The organism is Pseudomonas sp. CBS (genome assembly GCF_024734645.1).
In the GTDB taxonomy this organism is placed as follows: Bacteria; Pseudomonadota; Gammaproteobacteria; order Pseudomonadales; family Pseudomonadaceae; genus Aquipseudomonas.
The window spans coordinates 2,116,637-2,134,444 of sequence record NZ_CP102929.1 but is presented as its reverse complement, the minus strand read 5'-3'; the positions used below and the strand labels follow the sequence as shown (position 1 = coordinate 2,134,444).

Annotated in this window: 10 protein-coding genes; 7 read left to right on the top strand and 3 right to left on the bottom strand. The window is 62.1% G+C overall.

What is annotated here, in order from left to right; translation table 11 throughout:
• The first annotated feature begins 81 nt into the window (after positions 1-81).
• From bglX to NVB75_RS09435, 4 genes are all read left to right on the top strand, one after another.
• Positions 82-2,343, top strand: coding sequence for a beta-glucosidase BglX (gene bglX / locus NVB75_RS09450; RefSeq protein WP_258346952.1), 2,262 nt, complete (start codon positions 82-84; stop codon positions 2,341-2,343).
• 103 nt (positions 2,344-2,446) lie between these two features.
• On the top strand, positions 2,447-3,895 hold the full coding sequence (locus NVB75_RS09445) for an efflux transporter outer membrane subunit (RefSeq protein ID WP_258346951.1): 1,449 nt from the start codon (positions 2,447-2,449) through the stop codon (positions 3,893-3,895).
• Positions 3,892-5,022: an HlyD family secretion protein gene (locus NVB75_RS09440; RefSeq protein WP_258346950.1), complete on the top strand. Its 1,131-nt coding sequence runs from the start codon at positions 3,892-3,894 to the stop codon at positions 5,020-5,022. Before NVB75_RS09445 ends, NVB75_RS09440 begins: the two co-directional genes overlap by 4 nt.
• The gene (locus NVB75_RS09435; protein ID WP_258346949.1) at positions 5,012-6,520 is read left to right on the top strand and encodes an MDR family MFS transporter; all 1,509 of its coding nucleotides are present in this window, start codon (positions 5,012-5,014) and stop codon (positions 6,518-6,520) included. Before NVB75_RS09440 ends, NVB75_RS09435 begins: the two co-directional genes overlap by 11 nt.
• Before the next feature lie 914 nt (positions 6,521-7,434).
• Here the strand turns inward: NVB75_RS09435 and NVB75_RS09430 are convergent.
• A complete protein-coding gene (locus NVB75_RS09430; RefSeq protein WP_258346948.1) occupies positions 7,435-8,019 on the bottom strand; it encodes a TetR/AcrR family transcriptional regulator in 585 nt (194 codons plus the stop codon).
• 135 nt (positions 8,020-8,154) lie between these two features.
• Here NVB75_RS09430 and NVB75_RS09425 point away from each other — a divergent pair, with 135 nt between their 5' ends.
• Positions 8,155-9,327 (top strand): MFS transporter, encoded by a 1,173-nt coding sequence (locus NVB75_RS09425; RefSeq protein WP_258346947.1) that lies wholly within the window; start codon positions 8,155-8,157, stop codon positions 9,325-9,327.
• Here the strand turns inward: NVB75_RS09425 and NVB75_RS09420 are convergent, their stop codons facing one another.
• A complete protein-coding gene (locus NVB75_RS09420; protein WP_258346946.1) occupies positions 9,328-9,684 on the bottom strand; it encodes a type II toxin-antitoxin system HicB family antitoxin in 357 nt (118 codons plus the stop codon). It lies immediately after the preceding gene.
• Entirely contained in the window at positions 9,681-9,932 is a 252-nt protein-coding gene (locus NVB75_RS09415) for a type II toxin-antitoxin system HicA family toxin (protein ID WP_258346945.1), read from the bottom strand. Before NVB75_RS09415 ends, NVB75_RS09420 begins: the two co-directional genes overlap by 4 nt.
• A gap of 189 nt (positions 9,933-10,121) precedes the next feature.
• Here NVB75_RS09415 and NVB75_RS09410 point away from each other — a divergent pair, with 189 nt between their 5' ends.
• Positions 10,122-11,105 carry a TauD/TfdA family dioxygenase gene (locus NVB75_RS09410; protein WP_258346944.1) on the top strand — a complete coding sequence of 328 codons (984 nt, stop codon included), beginning with the start codon at positions 10,122-10,124 and terminating at the stop codon, positions 11,103-11,105.
• A 155-nt stretch (positions 11,106-11,260) separates the two neighbouring features.
• A complete protein-coding gene (locus NVB75_RS09405) occupies positions 11,261-17,806 on the top strand; it encodes a non-ribosomal peptide synthetase (protein ID WP_258346943.1) in 6,546 nt (2,181 codons plus the stop codon).
• The last annotated feature ends 2 nt before the right edge of the window (positions 17,807-17,808 follow it).

The window sequence follows — 17,808 nt, the reverse complement described above, 5'->3', positions numbered from 1 at the left end:
CTGTGAATTCTGACAGTAGACACCCATGCTCCAATGCTCAACGCTGCAGGCAGTCACTGATGTGTCCAGAGGATGGGCCTCATGGGAAAGATCCTGCTGCTGTTCCTGCTTGTCAGCCTGTCTGGCAGCCACGTCATGGCGCGGGCGCCGCTCGACAAGGCTGGGTTCATTGAGCATTTGCTCGGGCAGATGACCGTTGCCGAGAAAGTCGGCCAGCTGGAGCTGATTGGCATTGACCGGGAGCGGACCGGAGCCAGCATTCGGGAGGGGATTGCCAGTGGTTTGGTAGGTGGCATTAGTGGCACGCCTTCGCCACCTTATGGATGGGCGTTGCAGCAAGTGGCGATGGAGCGTAGCCGGTTGAAAATCCCGCTGTTCTTTGCGGCGGATGTGATTCATGGCTTGCATACGATATTCCCGGTGAGCCTGGCGCTCGCGGCCAGTTGGGACCTGTCGGCGATTGCCCTTGCGGGACGCATCAGCGCCCAGGAGGCAAGCGCCGAGGGTGTGCATTTGACGTTTGGCCCATCGGTGGACATTACCCGCGACCCTCGCTGGGGCAGAGTCTCGGAAGGTTACGGGGAGGATCCATTCCTGGCCTCTCGTATCGCGGGTGTCATGGTCAAGGCGTATCGAGGGGATGATCCTCGCACAACCGATAGCCTCAAGGCCGGCATCAAGCACTTCGCGTTGTACGGTGCGGTCGAGGGTGGCAAGGATTACAACAGCGTCGATATGAGTACGGCGAACATGTACCAGTTTTACTTTGCGCCGTATCGCGCCGCGGTCGAAGCCGGAGCGGGCATGGCAATGATTGCGTTCAATACCATCGATGGTGTTCCGGCTGCCGCCAATCGGTGGCTGATCAAGGATGTACTGCGGCAGGCGTGGGGGTTTGACGGCGTGACATTGGGTGATTGCCGGGCAATTGAGGGGCTGGTTTTTCATGGTGTTGCCCGTGATGTCAGGCAGGCTGCGGCGTTGGCGGTGCGCTCAGGTGTCGACATGGAACTCTGCGATGACGCGTATGCCAGGTATTTGCCTGGATTGGTTGCATCGGGGGAAGTTGATGTCGGGGTGCTGGATGAGGCTGTCCGGAATGTGCTGGGCCTGAAGTATGACTTGGGGCTGTTCGACAACCCGTATCGAAATCTCAACCGCACAGAGTTGCCTCCCATTGCAACGCGCCTGCAGCGAGACGCCGCCCGGGACATTGCTCGCAAGACCTTCGTGCTATTAAAAAACGCCCATCAGACGCTGCCGTTGAACAAGCAGGACAGCATTGCGCTGATCGGTCCCTTTGCCAAAAGCCGGCGCGACCTGCTGGGCAGTTATTGCGGTGATTGTGACGAGCGGAACGTGGTCAGTATCTACGAAGGCCTGGCTCGTGCGGTTGAAGGCAAGGCACCGCTGCTCTATGCCAAGGGCGCGAATTTCACCACGGACACACAGTTGTCCGAACGCCTGAAACACTACAACACGCCGTTGGATCTGGACTCGCGTTCGCCTGAGGCGCTGCTGGACGAGGCGCTGGAGGTGGCGCGTCGGGCCAAGGTCATCGTGGCGGTTGTCGGCGAACCCTGGAGCGTCAACGATGAGTCCATCAGTCGCGCGCGTATCAACCTGCCCGCCAGTCAGCGGCGATTGCTCAGTACGCTGAAATCGCTGAATAAGCCGTTGGTGATCGTGCTGGTGAATGGCCGGCCTTTGGACCTGACCCGGGAGCAGGCACAGGCCGACGCCCTGCTGGAAACGTGGTTCAGTGGTACGGAGGGCGGCAATGCGGTCGCTGATGTGCTGTTCGGCGACTACAACCCGTCAGGCAAGTTGCCGATGACGTTTCCTCGGTCGGTCGGGCAAATCCCCCTCTATTACAACCACCTGAATACAGGGCGCCCGTTTGATTCTGCTGCGCCCTGGAAATACATGAGCCAATACATCGATGAACCCGACGGCCCGCTTTATCCCTTCGGCTATGGGTTGAGCTACACCCGGTTTGAGCTTTCCGACCTGCAGTTGTCAACGTCGGTATTGCGCGTGGGAGAGCAACTCAAGGCGCGTATCACGCTGGCCAATGCCGGCCCGCGTGACGGTGAAACGGTTGTCCAGTTGTATATCCGTGATCTGGTCGCCTCGGTCAGCCGGCCGGTCAAGGAGCTCAAGGGTTTCGAGAAAATCATGCTCAAGGCCGGTGAGCGCAGGATCATTGAATTCACCCTGGATGAGAACGACCTGAAGTTCTACAACGCCCAGCTGGACTACGTTGCCGAGCCCGGCGAGTTCAAGGTGCAGATCGGCTTGGACTCCCAGGACGTACAGGAGCAAAGCTTCGAGTTGCGTTAAGCAAACATATTGTCCGGTTAGCGACGATACATGGCCCTGACGCGGGCGAATCGGACAGACCACCTGCCTAATCTGCAAGGCTCCTTCTTGAGCGAGCCTTGTGATGCACAGCCCTTCTTTTCATCCATGGATGCCCATCGCCCTGTTGAGTGTGCTGGCCGGGTGCAGTGGCGTGTCCGGCCAGCCGTCGACCGTCACCGCGCAGCCCTCGCCGCGGCTATCCGCCGAGTCGGCCGAGCCATTACCCGCCCGCTGGTGGCAGCTGTACCGCGACCCGCAACTGGACGCCCTGGTGGCGCGGGCCTTGCGCCAGAATAAAGACCTTGAAGCCGCTGCCGCCCACGTCGACGCCTTGCTGGCGCGGCTGGAACAGGTCGACGGCGAGCGCCTGCCGTCTACCTCTCTGGACTATGGCCTGGCCTACGGTCGCAGCCGGGATGACCAGACCCTGGCCCAGGCCACCCACCGTCATGCCGGTGCCGAATGGAGCCACACACCTGAGTTTTCCCTGAGCTACACCCTCGACCTGTGGGGCGAGGTGCGTTATCGCATTGCCGCCGCACGGGCGGATGCCCAGGTGGCGCGGGCGCTGGAAGACGAGTTACGGGTGACAGTCGCCGCGCAGACGGCCCGCGCGTATGCCCAGGCCTGTGTGTATGGAGTGCAGGAGCAGGTGCAGGCGCACTCGGTGCAGTTGCTGGAGCAGAGCGTCGCGGTCACGCAAAAGCTGCAGAAGGCTGGCGCGGCGACGGACCTGGACCTGACTCGCCTGCAAGGCCTGCTGGAAGAAACCCGTGCACCGCTGCCGATGTTCAAGGCCCGGCGCAGCAGTGCGTTGTATGAGTTGGCCGTGCTCAGCGGGTTGCCGCCGGAGCAGGTCACACCGCGCAGCTGTGCCCACAGCCCGCAGTTGCAGGCGCCGTTGCCGGTGGGCGAGGGGTGGGCGCTGGTGCAACGGCGGCCGGATATTCGCCGTGCCGAGGGGCAACTGCGCTCGGCGACCTCGACGGTGGGTCTGTCCCGGGCAGAGCTTTACCCGAGGATTACCTTTGGCGCGATGCTCGGTTCATCCGCCAGCAGCCTGGGCAAACTCGGTGACCGCTACGCGACGGTGTATTCCGTCGGGCCGCTGGTGTCGTGGCGCTTTCCCAATCGGCAGATCGCCCAGGCGCGGGTCAAGCAGAGCCAGGCCGAAGCACGCCAGGCCCTGGCGCAGTTTGACGGCACGGTGCTCAACGCGTTGAAGCAGGTCGAGCAGGCCATGGCCTTGTACCAGGGCGAACAGCAGCGGCGCGAGGCCCTGGCCGCCGCGCTGGACAACAACCGCCGCGCCTTCGACCTGGCCTCCCGTGGCTACCACGCCGGCGCGCTGGACGCCCTGCAATTGCTGGACAGCGAGCGCAGCCTGGTGGGCCTTGAGGCCCGCGTGGCCGAGTCCGACCTGCGCCTGATCAATCGCCAGATCGACCTGTTCCAGGCCCTCGGTGGCGGCTGGCAGCGTGACGATCCAACCGCCCCCTTATCTGTCGCTGTCAATGGAGCCAAACCATGAACCAGGCTGTTGAACCCATTCGCCTGACCGTTATGCAACGCCATCGTCGCGCCCTGGTGACCACTGCATCACTTGCTACGTTGCTGGGGCTGGCAGCCGTTGCCGGGTATTGGTGGCAGTGGGGGCGTTTTCTGGAAGAAACCGATGATGCCTATGTACGCGCCGATTGGGTCGCCATCAGCCCACGGATCGCCGGGTATGTGGCCCAGGTGCTGGTGGAAGACAACCAGCCGGTCAAGGCCGGCGATGTGCTGGTGCGTATCGACGACCGGGATTTCACCGAGCGCCTGAACAGCGCCCAGGCGCAACTGCAACAGGCGCAGGCGGCAGCGACGGCGCAACAGGCCTCGCTGCAAACCCTCGACGCGCAAATGGGCGAGCAGCAGCAACGCATTGCCCAGGCAAAGGCAGCGTTGAGCAGCGGCGAGGCCGAGGCCCGGCGCGCTAGGCTCGATTACCAGCGATATCGCGAGTTGGTCGCACAACAGGTGGCCAGCGCCCAGCACCTGGAAACTGTCAGCGCCAGCCAGGCCAAGGCCCAGGCGGCCCTGGCACAGGCCAGCGCCCAGGTCGCGCGCCAGCAAGCGCAGTTGCAGGTGTTGCAGGCGCGTCGGCAACAGGCGCAGGCGCAAATTGTCGAGCATCAGGCGCGCATCGGCGAGGCCCAGGCCAATCTCGCCCTGGCCGGTAATGCGTTGAAGGACACCGAGATTCGCGCGCCTTTCGACGGCGTGGTGGGCCAGCGCAAGGTTCGTCGCCAGCAGTATGTGATGCCCGGCCTGCCACTGCTGGCGGTGGTGCCGGTGGAACAGGCCTATGTGATTGCCAACTACAAGGAAACCCAGTTGCAGCACATGGCGCCGGGGCAGTCGGTGGAGATCGCGGTGGATAGCTTTGCCGGCGCGCACTGGCACGGCCAAGTGGAAAGCATCGCCCCTGGCTCCGGTGCCGTATTCGCATTACTGCCGCCGGACAACGCCACTGGCAACTTCACCAAGATCGTCCAGCGGTTTCCGGTGAAGATCCGTCTGGAGCCCGGCGAATCGCGGGTTCTGCCGGGCATGTCGGTCATCGCCACGGTCGACACCCGTCCTGCCGTGAGCCAGGAGCACGTTCATGGAGGCTGAAGGGCGTGTGCCGTTTCGCGCCTGGGTCGCGGTGATCGGCGGGCTGTTCGGCTGCTTCATGGCCGGGATGAACGTGCACGTCACCAGCGCCGCGCTGCCGGAAATCGAAGGCGCACTGGGCGCGACTTTTGAGGAGGGTTCGTGGATTTCCACGGCTTACCTGGTGGCGGAAATCATCATGATTCCCCTCACCGCGTGGCTGGTGCAGGTGTTTTCCCTGCGCCGGGTGATGCTGTGGGGCTCGGGGATATTCCTGGTGGCGTCGGTGGCGTGTTCGCTGTCGCCCAACCTGCAAGTGATGATCCTGATCCGGGTGGTGCAGGGCGCGGCCGGGGCGGTGCTGATTCCCTTGTCATTCCAGCTGATCATCACCGAGCTGCCGCCCAGCAAAATCCCGCTGGGCATGGCCTTGTTCAGCCTGGCCAACAGTGTGGCCCAGGCCGCCGGGCCATCGATTGGCGGCTGGCTGACCGACGCGTATTCCTGGCGCTGGATCTTCTACCTGCAACTGTTCCCCGGGATTGCGTTGTTGGCGGCGGTGGCCTGGTCGATCGACCGCCAACCGATGAAACTCGGCCTGTTGCGCCAGGGCGACTGGCTGGGCATCGGCTGCATGGTGCTGGGGCTGGGCGCGTTGCAGATCGTACTGGAGGAGGGCGGGCGCAAGGACTGGTTCGGCTCGCCCTTTATCGTGTGGATGACGCTGTTGGCGGTGGTGGGATTGATCGGCTTCGTGGCCCGTCAGTTATGGGGCAAGCATGCCTTTATCAACTTGCGGCTGTTGGGGCACTACAACTTTGGCGTGGCCAGCGTGGCGATGTTTATCTTTGGCGCGAGCACCTATGGGCTGGTGTTTCTGGTGCCCAATTACCTGTCGCAATTGCAGCACTACAACGCCAGTGAAATTGGCGTGAGCTTGATTGCGTATGGGCTGGTGCAATTGATCATGGCGCCGTTTTTGCCGCGCTTGATGAAGTGGGTCAGTGCCAAAATGCTGGTGGCGTCGGGGTTCGCGATCATGGCCTTGGGCTGCTGGATGGGCGCGCACCTGTCGGCGGACAGCGCCAGCAATGTGATCGTGCCCTCGATTGTGGTGCGCGGGATTGGTCAGCCGTTGATCATGGTGGCGTTGTCGGTGCTCGCTGTGCATGGGCTGGCCAAGGTGCAGGCGGGGTCGGCGTCGGCGGTGTTTTCGATGCTGCGCAATCTGGGGGGCGCCGTTGGAACGGCGTTACTGGCGCAGTTGGTGGTGGTGCGTGAGCGGGTGCATTCGGCGCGGATCGGGGAGGCGGTGACGCTGTTTGACCCGGTGCTGCAACAGCGCTTGCCTGGTGGGGTGCTGCAGGAGCAGTTGCCGGAGCATCAGGTGGTGTTGGACCTGCTGGATCAGAGTGTGCGCCATCAGGCGTTTTTGATGGCCTACAGTGATGCGTTCTTTCTGGCGTGTGTGGCGTTGGCAGCGTGTGCGGTGGCGGCGTTGATGTTGCGGCGGATCTAGGGGCAGTGCTGTGGGGGATTCAAGTTAGCGCAATGGTTCAGGTGTGTTTTTTATGGTTTTGGGGGGGCTGGGTACATATCCGTTATTTAGGTAACGGCCGCCTATGGTTCCGCTCTTACAGCGGCTCACTTTTGAAGAGCGCAAAAGTAAGCAAAACGCTCTTGCCCCACCACTCGGCTCCTCGCCTAGGCTCGGAGTGCCCTCACTCCGGCTTTGGACCGTGGGCCGCCGTCATGGGCCATCCCTGGCCCAGGACGGCTAACCTGGCGTCCTGCCAGGTTACCCACGCTCCAAAGCCTGCGTTCGGCCAGCGTGGTTTAACGGGGCGCCTAAGATCAAAATCAAAAGCAGATCAAAAGCACAGCGGCCTCCCGGCCGGCTTGAGTGTTAAAAGCAAAATCAAAATCTAAAGCGGGCACGGTCCAAAAAATGTGGGAGCGGGCTTGCTCGCGAAGGTCGTTAACGATGACGCGGGAATCCTGGATGAACGCGGCGACCTCAGGTTTTTCGCGAGCAAGCCCGCTCCCACAGAAAAGCAGCTCTGTTTTCGCTCTGGTCTTTGCTTTTGCTCTTAACACTCAAGCCGGCCGGGAGGCCGCTGTGCTTTTGCTTTTGATCTTGATCTGACTGCCCCAATAAGCCCGAGGCCGAACGCAGGTATTGCGGAGCGGGTAAACCGGCAGGACGCCGGTTTAGCCGCGCCGGGCCATGGATGGCCCGTCGCGGCGGCCCGCGGAGCAATGCCGGAGTGAGGGAACGCCGAGCCACAGCGAGGCGCCGACAGGCGGGGCAGAGCCCTTTGCTTACTTTGGGGCTTTTCCAAAGTGAGCCGCTGTAAGAGCGGAACCATAAGCCGCCGTTACCTAAATAACGGATATGCCCCCCTGGATCCTGACCACCCCCGCCGCACTCGTTCAGCACACGGCATTGGGCTTCAACCCGCGCAACAACAACTCCAGCCCTCGCAAAGCCTCTTCCAGCCGCACACCCGAGTCTCCATCCTGGGCGATCCACAACGATGCGCTCACCAGGCTGCCATTGATCAGCCTCGCCAGCGCCTGACTGCACGCCTGCTCGATGAGGCCCGCTTGCATCAAGTCATCGAGCAACTGGCGCAGCGAGTCCACGCATTGCTGCTGGTCGGTGGCGCCCAGCACCGCCGGGGCATCCTGCAATACGATGCGCTGGACCTCGGGATCCTGAGCCATACGCAAATACACCCGACAGCGCTCGCAAAACCCTTCCCAAGGGTTATCAGCCTGTTCCGAGATACGCTGCAGGCTCGCATCCATTTCACCGTCGAGCTGCGCAACCACCGCCGCCAGCAAGCCTTTCTTGTCGCCAAAATGATGGTACAACGCTCCCCGGGTCAAGCCGGCGCGCGCGGTGAAATCATCCATCGACGTTTGGGCATAGCCTTGCGTGGCGAAGGCCTGGCGCGCACTGGCGATCAGGCGGGCGCGGGTGTCTTCGATCATGTCGGCACGGGCTCGGCTCATGGGTAAGGCTCGCAATAGGTGATTGACATACGACGCGTATGTTACGCATGATTTGTCACATACGCACCGTATGTATTTTTGCCCCGAATACCTCGAATAGCAAGTTTCAGGGCGCTCAGGAAGAGGTTACACACCATGGCAAACCCCTACGCCGAGCTGTTCCAGGCGCCAGGTTCCAGGGCTTTTGTATTGGCGGGCATGCTCGCCCGCATGCCGATCTCCATGACCGGGATCGGCTTGATCACCATGCTGTCGCAAGTGCACGGCGGTTACGGATTGGCAGGTGCAGTGACGGCCACCTTCGCCCTGGCCACCGCGTTTTGTGCGCCCCAGGTCTCGCGACTGGTGGACCGTTACGGCCAGGGCAGGGTGCTGCCGATGGCCGCTTCCATCGGCGGCGGCGCGCTGTTGCTGCTGTTGCTCTGCACCCGCATGCAGGCGCCGACGTGGACGCTGTTCATCTTCGCTGCCCTGGCCGGTTGCATGCCCAATATGTCGGCCATGGTGCGGGCGCGCTGGACCGAGTTGTATCGCGGCCAGCCCAAGTTGCAAACCGCGTTTGCCCTGGAGTCGGTGCTCGACGAGGTGGTGTTCATTATCGGCCCGCCGGTGTCGGTGGGCTTGTGCGTGCTGTTGTTCCCCGAAGCCGGGCCGTTGATTGCCGCGCTGTTTTTGGCAGTGGGCGTGACCGCCTTTGTGCTGCAACGCCAGACCGAACCACCGGTGCATGAACACCACGCCGAACACGGCCGTTGGCTGATCGCCTCGCCCTCGGTGTTGATCCTGATGGTGCTGTTGATGGCCATGGGCGTTATCGTCGGCGTGGTGGATGTGGTCAGCGTCGCCTTCGCCCAGCATCAAGGCCAGCCAGCCGCCGCGAGCATTGTGCTGTCGGTGTACGCCATCGGGTCGTGCCTGGCCGGGCTGGCGTTTGGTGCACTCAAGTTGAAAGCGCCGTTGCCGCGCCAGTTCCTGTACTGCGGCGTGGCCACGGCGATCACCACGTTGCCGTTGCTGCTGGTGACGAACATTCCCGGGTTGGCGGCGGCGATCTTCATCTCCGGGCTGTTCTTCGCCCCGACATTGATCGTATCCATGGCCCTGGTGGAGCAAATCGTCCCGCCGAGCCGTTTGACCGAAGGCATGACCTGGCTGATCACCGGCCTGAGCATCGGCGTGGCCATTGGCGCCGCCAGTTCCGGCTGGATGATCGACCGCTTCGGCGCCCCCAGTGGGTTCTGGGTGGCGCTGGCGGCGGGGTCGGTGGTGCTGGGGGCGGCGGTGTTGGGGTATCGGCGATTGGGCTGATTACCCGGCAACGAGTGCGCCGCGATGTTGCAGGAATTCGTTCAGCGCTTGCCGTGTGAGGTCGTTCAGCGTGACTTTTTGCCGGGTCGCCGCGAGGGCGGCGGCCAAATGGAGGTCATGGCCGACACGGACGTTGAACGAGCCCTTGCAGGGCTTTTCCGGTGTTTGCCCAAGGGCCATGCAGGTCTCGATGTAGTCGTCCACGGCGGTGCAAAAGGCCGTATCCAGTTCGGCGACGGTTTTCCCCTCGTAGCTGACCAGGGCCTTGATGAAAAGCAGCTTTCCGAAGAGGCAGTTGTCTTCGAGGCTGGCTTCGATGGAGCCGATGTAGCCTTTGTGTTTCAGCTGGTTGTTCACTGAATCAGTTCTCCTGATTTCAATTGTTCGATGATTTGGCGCCGAATGTAGTGTTTCAGTTCGTTGCCGGGGTGAGGCTTGTGCAAGGTGATCATTGCACTGGGGTCGCCTATGTCGAACCTGACTCGGCTACCCGCGCCTTCGATTTGCGTGTAGCCCAGTCGCCGCAGCAGCGTTACCCGTTCGGCCCAGGTAAAAGCCGATTGTTCATTGAGCAGTTTGGCCAGCAGCTTTTCATTTTTCGACACGGCGATCCTTGCCTGTAACTAAATGTAGTTGCAATTGATGGGTTGCGTCAATGATAGGACAGCCTCGCCGAGCCGCTCGGTGTTTGATGTAACCCTTGATGACACCGCTGCCTGCGCCCCAAATTCCCCGCTAATTTTTCCCCTCCGGATTCGTTTTATAGGGACGACGTGCCTTTGGAGCAGAGCCACATGGACCTATTGCTGGAATTGAATGCCTCCCCTCTGTTGAGTGAGCGGGGCAGCTTGCCATTGTTGATCGAGGCCCCGGAGCCCGGTCTCGCACTGATGGATGTGTTCAACGAATTGCAACCATTGGTTGAACGGCATCTGCCAACGGCCGGCGGCATTTTGTTTCGCGGTTTTGAGGTGGGTGGTGTCGACGCGTTTCGCCAGTTTGCCCAGGCATTCGGTCACCCGTTGCTCAACTATGAGTTTGGCTCCACGCCACGCAGCAACGTCACCCAAGGTGTGTACACCTCTACCGAGTACCCCGCGCATCAAAGCATTCCGCTGCACAACGAGCAGGCCTACACCCTTGAATGGCCAATGAAAATCTGGTTCTACAGCGTGATTGCCGCGCAGACCGGCGGCGAAACGCCGATTGCCGACAGTCGTGAGGTGTACCGCCGAATGCCGGAGTACGTTCGCCAGCGTTTTATCGAGAAGGGCCTGATGTATGTGCGCAATTATGGCAATGGCCTGGATGTGGGGTGGGAGCAGGTGTTCAACACCGAAGATCGGGGTGTGGTAGAGGCCTATTGCCAAGCGCACTCCATCGAGTGGGAGTGGAAAGACGATGGCGAGCTGCGCACGCGCCAGACCTGCCAGGCGGTGGCCCGGCACCCGTCGACCGGCGATTGGGTGTGGTTCAACCAGGCGCATTTGTTCCATGTCTCCAACCTGCCGGAGGAAGTGCGGGAAACCTTGCTGGATATCGTCGATGAAGAGGATCTGCCCCGTAACGTTTATTACGGTGACGGCTCGCCCATCGAAACCGAGGTGCTGGATGAGGTGCGTCGGGTGCTGGACGAGTGCGCTATCAGTTTTCCCTGGCAGGCAGGGGATGTGCTGATGCTCGACAACATGCTCGCCGCTCACGCGCGTTCGCCCTTTACCGGGCCCCGGAAGGTGGTCGTGGCGATGGCGCAAGGTTATAGCGAGCAACCTCGCTGAACCCTGACTTGGCGAGCCCAGGCGCAGCGCCGTGCGGCGTTGCGTGCAGGTGATCGGCCAGCGGCTTTACTGTCTAAATTAGCCCCTCCCTTGCTCGTTCTACTGGAAACGCCTTGGCCCGCAGGCCAGGCCGCAGATCAGTAAGGACGGAATGCATGAACGCTCAAGATTCACTTAGACTCGCTCGTCGTTTTATCGAGTTGCCTGCGCAGAAGCGGCATTTGTTTCTTGAAGCCTTGAAAGCGGAGAACGTCGACTTTTCGCTTTTTCCCATTGCGTCCGATGTTCAGGTGGCAGGGCGGGACGCCTTGTCCTATGCGCAACAGCGTATGTGGTTTGCCTGGCAATTGGACCCGCGCGGCAGTGCCTACAACCTGCCCATGGCCGTGAAGTTGCTGGGTGAGGTGGATCGGCAAGCGTTGCAGCAGGCTGTCGATAGTCTGCTGGGCCGTCACGAAACCTTGCGTACGGTGTTTCGCGAGCAGGATGACCAGGTGCTTCAGCACGTCCTTGATGCCGGGGAGGTCAGGGTCGAATTCATCGACTTTTCAGCGCTCGAAGACGCTGAGCGCGACGGGCGGATCGACACGGTCACCCGTGCCGAAGCCCTTGCCCCGTTCGATCTGATTCAAGGGCCTTTGCTGCGTATCAAGTTGCTGAAAAAAAACCATGACGAACACCTGTTGCTGGTGACGTTGCACCACATCGTCGCCGACGGTTGGTCGATGGGGGTTCTGATCGATGAACTGGTGCGGCTCTACGATGCTGCCAGTTCGGGTGAAACGGCAACCTTGCCGGCCTTGCCCATTCAGTACCGCGATTACGCACTGTGGCAGCGCAGTTGGCTGGAAGCAGGTGAGCAGGCGCGGCAACTGACGTATTGGCTGGACAAGCTCGGTGACGAGCATCCGGTCCTCGAATTACCGGCCGACCGTCCACGGCCTGCGGTGCCGGGGCATCGTGGCGAGCAGTACGCCGTGGGTATCGATCCGCAATTGGCGGCCCAACTGAGGGGCGTCGCCAGAAAACACAATGTCACCCTGTTTATGCTGATGCTGGCTTCCTTCAGTGTGTTGTTGTACCGCTACAGCGGGCAAAACATTCAGCGCGTAGGGGTGCCGGTAGCCAATCGGCAGCGTACTGAGGTCGAGGGCTTGATCGGGTGTTTTATCAATACCCAAGTGCTGCACACCCACATTGACCCATTGATCGATACGGCTGAGCTGTTGCGCCGGGTCAAGGCCAGCGCGCTGGAGGCGCAGTCCTTTCAGGACCTGCCGTTCGAGAAACTGGTGGAGGTGCTCAACCTTGACCGCAGCACCGCCCACAGTCCTTTGTTCCAAGTGTTGTTCAACCACCAGGCGAACGTGACGGACGTCCAGACCATCAAGACCCGCTCCGGGCTGGTACTGGAAAAATCCGCCCAGCCCAAGACCACCGCGCGCTTCGACCTGGCCCTCGATACCGTTGAAAGTGACGGGCAGTTGCAGGCGGCGTTTACCTTTGCTGTCGACCTGTTTGACCGGGCGACCATTGCCCGTCTGGCTGAGCATTGGGTGCAGGTGCTGCGGGGTCTGGCGCAGGAAACCGTACTGCCCATCGGTGAATGGCCCTTGGGTGAGCAATCGCGGGCTCAGGACGGGCTTGCCGCCGAGCCGGACACCTGCGTGCACAGCCTGATCGAACAGGTTGCCCGGGATTTTCCCGAGCGTGTGGCAGCGGTCCATGAGGGCCATGCCATCAGCTACGGTGAACTGAACCGCCAGGCCGGGCAGTTGCAGCAGCAGTTGCAGGCGGCAGGGGTTGTGCCTGAGCAGGCAGTGGGTGTGGTGGCCGACCGGTCACCGGGCATGCTGGTGGGCATGCTGGCGATCCTCAAGTGCGGTGCAGCCTATGTGCCCCTCGAGCCTGACCAGCCGGCCCAGCGCCTGGCCTTTATGCTTGAAGATGCGGGCATTGTTCACGTCCTCGCCCCCTCGAATTGGGCGCAAGCGTTGCCGGTGGGCGTACAGTCGATCGCCTTCGATCGCATCGCGGATCTGCCGGGTACGGCACCTTGCGTTGAGGTTGCGCCGGGTAATCTGGCTTACATCATCTACACCTCCGGTACCACTGGCACACCCAAGGGCGTCACGGTTTCCCATGGTGCACTGGTCAACTACGTGCAGGCTGTTTCGCGGCGCTTGCCGATGGCCGACATCCACAACCTGGCGATGACTTCCACCCCGGCTGCGGACCTTGGGCACACGGTATTTTACGGTGCGCTGTGCAATGGCAAGACCGTGCACCTGTTGAGCAAGGAGCGGGTGCTGGATGCGGATGCATTGGCGGCCTATATGACCGAACACCGGATCGATGCGCTGAAGATCGTGCCGTCGCACCTGGATGCCATGCTTTCGGCCAGCGGCAGCGGTGCAGTGTTGCCTCGCGAGTGTCTGGTTCTCGGTGGCGAAGCCTGCTCCGAGGCTTTGCTGGCGCGGATTGCCGGGCTCTCTCCAGCGCTTGCGGTCATCAATCACTACGGACCGACCGAAGCTACGGTGGGCGCGCTGACGGCGCCGCTGGTCGCCGGGCAACCGCTTCATTTGGGTGACCCGCTGGACAGCGTGCGGGTACAGGTACTGGACGCGAGCCTGCTGCCAACACTCGGCGGCGCCAAGGGTGAATTGCACATCGCGGGCGTTGGCCTCGCGCGCGGTTACATTGCTCGTCCGGGGCTGACGGCCGAGCGCTTCGTGCCGGACCCGAATGGCCCGGCGGGCTCACGGATGTATCGCACCGGCGACTTTGTGCGGCGTGACCCGACTGGCACTTTGCGGTTTATCGGGCGCATGGACCATCAGGTGAAAATTCGTGGCTATCGGGTCGAGCCAGGCGAGGTCGAGCAGCGTCTGCAAGCGCTGCCGGGCGTCAGGAAGGCGCTGGTCCGGGTCACCGGTGTGCCCGATGCGCTGCAATTGGTTGCGTACGTGGTTGCCAGCCAGGCGCCACAGGACGAGGCGGCCCTGAAAGCTTCAGGCGTCGAGCTGCAACAGGCGCTCAGGGGCTTTATGCCCGAGCACATGATCCCTGGGCAGATCGTTTTTCTTGATGAAATGCCCCTCACTGCCAACGGCAAGGTCGACGCCAGCCGTCTGCCGGCCCCAGGCGCTGCGGGTGATGAGCGGCAGTACGAGGCTCCCGTCACCGACGATGAAAAACTCATGGCCAACATCTGGGCAGAGGTGCTCGGGGTCGAGCGTGTGGGGTTGGGCGACAACTTCTTTGCACTGGGCGGTCACTCGTTGCTGGCCACGCAAATCGTCTCCCGGGCGCGCCGCCAGTTGGGCCTGGATATCCCGTTGCGATTGCTGTTCGACACCCAGGACTTGCGCAGTTTCTGCGCCGAGATCACCGGCCAGGCCGGCGCGGATGACGCGCCGTTTCGAATCCTCGATCGCCAGCAGAACCTCGCGGTGTCCCATGCCCAGCACCGGCAATGGTTGTTCTGGAAAATTCACCCGCAGAGCTCCGCCTACAACACGCCCATGGCCGTGCGAGTCAGCGGTTCCCTGGACAAGCTGGCGCTGTGCGCGGCATTCGATGCGCTGGTGGCGCGCCATGAAAGCCTGCGCACGGTGTTTGTCGAAGAGCAGGGCGTGCCCTGTCTGAAAGTCCTGCCGAGCCTTTCGGTGCCCCTCGCCGAGGAGTTCATCGGTGCGTTGCAGGGCCAGGCTTTGGAGCTCAAGTTGCAGGAGGAGATCCAGCGCCCCTTTGACCTGGCGAACGGCCCGTTGCTGCGTATCAAGCTGCTGCAAGTCGGGGCCGAGGAGCATTTGCTGTTGCTGACGCTGCACCACATCGTTTCCGATGGCTGGTCCATGAGTGTGATGGTGCGTGAGTGCATCGCCAGCTACAACGCCCGGGTTTCGGGGCAGGCGCCTGTCGCGCTTGCGCCGCTGGCTGTGCAATACGCGGACTATGCCACGTGGCAGCGCGAGCGCCTCAACGACGGGCAGATGCAGGCCCAACTGGACTACTGGAAAGCCCGCCTTGAAGATGACTTCAGCGTGCTGGAACTGCCCGCCGACCGCGTTCGGCCGCAGGTCCAGAGCTACCGTGGCGGGCGTATTGACGTGCGCCTGCCCGCTGAACTGGCGGCCGGTTTGCGCCGCTTGGCGGTGAGCGCCAATGCCACCTTGTTCCATATTTTCCTGGCTTCTTTCGGCTTGCTGCTGGCGCGTTACAGTGCCACTGAAAAGATCAACGTCGGCGTGCCGGTGACCAACCGTAACCGCCTGGAACTGGAAGGCCTGATTGGCTTTTTCGTCAACACCCTGGTGGTGCGGGTCGGAGTGGATTTTACCGCGACCTTCAATCAGCTGTTGGCCCAGGTCAAGGAAACCAGCCTGCAGGCCCAGGCCAACAAGGACATCCCCTTCGACGTGCTGGTGGAGGAGTTGGCGCCGGAGCGTGGCCTTGGCCATAACCCGTTGTTCCAGGTGATGTACAACCACATGCGCGACCTGGGCGAACAGGTTACGGGGCAAAGTCTGATCGGTGCGGATGTGCAGGAACTCGACCTGATCGAAGGCACCTCGCAGTTTGATTTGTCGCTCGATACCGTGGAGCGTTCGGACGGTGTACTGGCGACGTTCGTGTATGCCAGCGACCTGTTTGACCACGCCCGCATCGAACGCATGGCTGAACATTGGTTGAACCTGTTGCACGCCCTGGCTGCACAACCCCAAGTGAGCGTCGACCGGTTGCCGTTGTTCTCGCCGCCGGAACAGGTACGCCTTGAGCGCGACTGGTGCCAGGGTACACAGACCACCCACTTGGCCGATACCGCCGTGGCGCGCCTGTTCGAAGCGCGTGTGCACGAGCAGCCCCAGGCACCGGCGCTGCTGATGGGTGATGAGCAACTGAGCTACGCCGAACTGAATCGCCAGGCCAACCGCCTGGCCCATAAGCTGCGTGAACTGGGTGTGGGGCCGGAAGTGTTGGTTGGGGTTGCCGTTGAGCGCAGCCTGGACATGGTGATCGGCCTGCTGGCCATCCTCAAGGCCGGCGGCGCCTACGTACCGCTGGACCCGGACTACCCCCGTGAGCGCCTGGCCTACATGATGGAAGACAGCGCGATTGTCCTGCTGCTGACCCAGACGGCCCTGCAGTCCCGGCTGCCGATTCCGCCGGGGCTGCCCAGCCTGTGCCTCGACCAGCCGGACGATTGGCTGGCCGCCTACAGTAGCGACAATCTGGCGGTGCCTGTTGACCCGCAGTCCCTGGCGTATGTGATGTACACCTCGGGCTCCACCGGGCGGCCCAAGGGCGTGGCGATTAATCAGGGTTCCCTGAGCCTGCACGCCCAGGTCTCGCTGGGGTTTTTCAACCTGTCGGCGAGCGACCGGATTCTGCAATTCGCCACCTTCAACTTCGATGGGTTTGTCGAGCAGTTGTACCCCGCACTCACGTGCGGCGCCTCGGTGGTGATACGCGGGCCGGCGTTGTGGGACAGCGAAACGTTCTACCGTGAATTGATCGACAAGGACATCAGCGTGGTCGACCTGACCACTGCCTACTGGTTCATGTTGGCCAAGGATTTCGCCGCCAAGGGGCCGCGCGATTACGGGCGCCTGCATCAGTTGCACGCAGGTGGTGAAGCCATGCCACCGGAAGGTGTGGTGGCGTGGAAACAGGCAGGCCTGGGCCATGTGCGGTTGCTCAATACCTATGGGCCGACCGAAGCCACCGTTACGGTCACCGCTCATGACTGCACGGCGTTCGCGGCGCCAGACAGTTCGGCACCGCCGGCGTTGATGCCTATCGGCAAGGCCTTGGGCGGGCGCTCGATTTACCTGTTGGATAACAGCGCGGGCCTGACCGCTCCCGGCGCCATTGGTGAGCTGCAGATCGGCGGCGGCCTGTTGGCGCGCGGCTACCACCATCGCCCTGCGCTGACGGCGGAACGTTTTATCCCCGACCCGTTCAGCGAACACCCTGGAGGTCGCCTGTACCGCACGGGCGACCTGGCACGCTACGTTGAAGACGGCGTAATTGAATACGTCGGGCGCATTGATCATCAGGTGAAGATTCGTGGCTTTCGCATCGAACTCGGGGAAATCAGTGCGCGGCTGTTGGAGCACCCGGCGCTGGGCGACGCCCTGGTCATCGATATCGATGGCGTGCTCGGCAAGCAACTGGTGGGCTACCTGGTGCCGACCGATGCGGCCATCCTGCATGCCGACGCCGAGGTCCAGGCCGCGTTGCTGGGGCGCATTCGCGAGGACTTGAGAAGCAGCCTGCCGGACTACATGGTGCCCGCGCACCTGATGTGGATGGCCGAGCTGCCCCTGACCCCCAACGGCAAGCTCGACCGCAAGGCCTTGCCGGCCCCGGATGCCCGTCAGATGCAGGCCCACTACGTGGCCCCGGCCACGGACCTTGAGCAACAGCTGTGTGACATCTGGGCCACGGTGCTGCGCATCGAGCGGGTCGGCATGCACGACAACTTCTTTGAGCTGGGCGGCCACTCCTTGCTGGCGGCCCAGGCGATTTCCCGAATCAACACCCAACTGGGCATCGATATGCCAATTCGCCAGATCTTCGAGACGCCTGTCTTGAGTGAGTTTTCACGAACCCTGGAAAGTGCCGGCCAATCGCTGACGGAAGCGGGCTTGTCCGATATCGAGCAACTGATGAACGAAATGACGGAGGCTTGAAC

Excerpts from the sequence above, each read along its gene's own strand:
- bglX (WP_258346952.1), top strand. The coding sequence starts at position 82 with ATGGGAAAGATCCTGCTGCTGTTCCTGCTTGTCAGCCTGTCTGGCAGC.
- NVB75_RS09445 (WP_258346951.1), top strand. The coding sequence starts at position 2,447 with ATGCACAGCCCTTCTTTTCATCCATGGATGCCCATCGCCCTGTTGAGT.
- NVB75_RS09440 (WP_258346950.1), top strand. The coding sequence starts at position 3,892 with ATGAACCAGGCTGTTGAACCCATTCGCCTGACCGTTATGCAACGCCAT.
- NVB75_RS09435 (WP_258346949.1), top strand. The coding sequence starts at position 5,012 with ATGGAGGCTGAAGGGCGTGTGCCGTTTCGCGCCTGGGTCGCGGTGATC.
- NVB75_RS09430 (WP_258346948.1), bottom strand. The coding sequence starts at position 8,019 with ATGAGCCGAGCCCGTGCCGACATGATCGAAGACACCCGCGCCCGCCTG.
- NVB75_RS09425 (WP_258346947.1), top strand. The coding sequence starts at position 8,155 with ATGGCAAACCCCTACGCCGAGCTGTTCCAGGCGCCAGGTTCCAGGGCT.
- NVB75_RS09410 (WP_258346944.1), top strand. The coding sequence starts at position 10,122 with ATGGACCTATTGCTGGAATTGAATGCCTCCCCTCTGTTGAGTGAGCGG.
- NVB75_RS09405 (WP_258346943.1), top strand. The coding sequence starts at position 11,261 with ATGAACGCTCAAGATTCACTTAGACTCGCTCGTCGTTTTATCGAGTTG.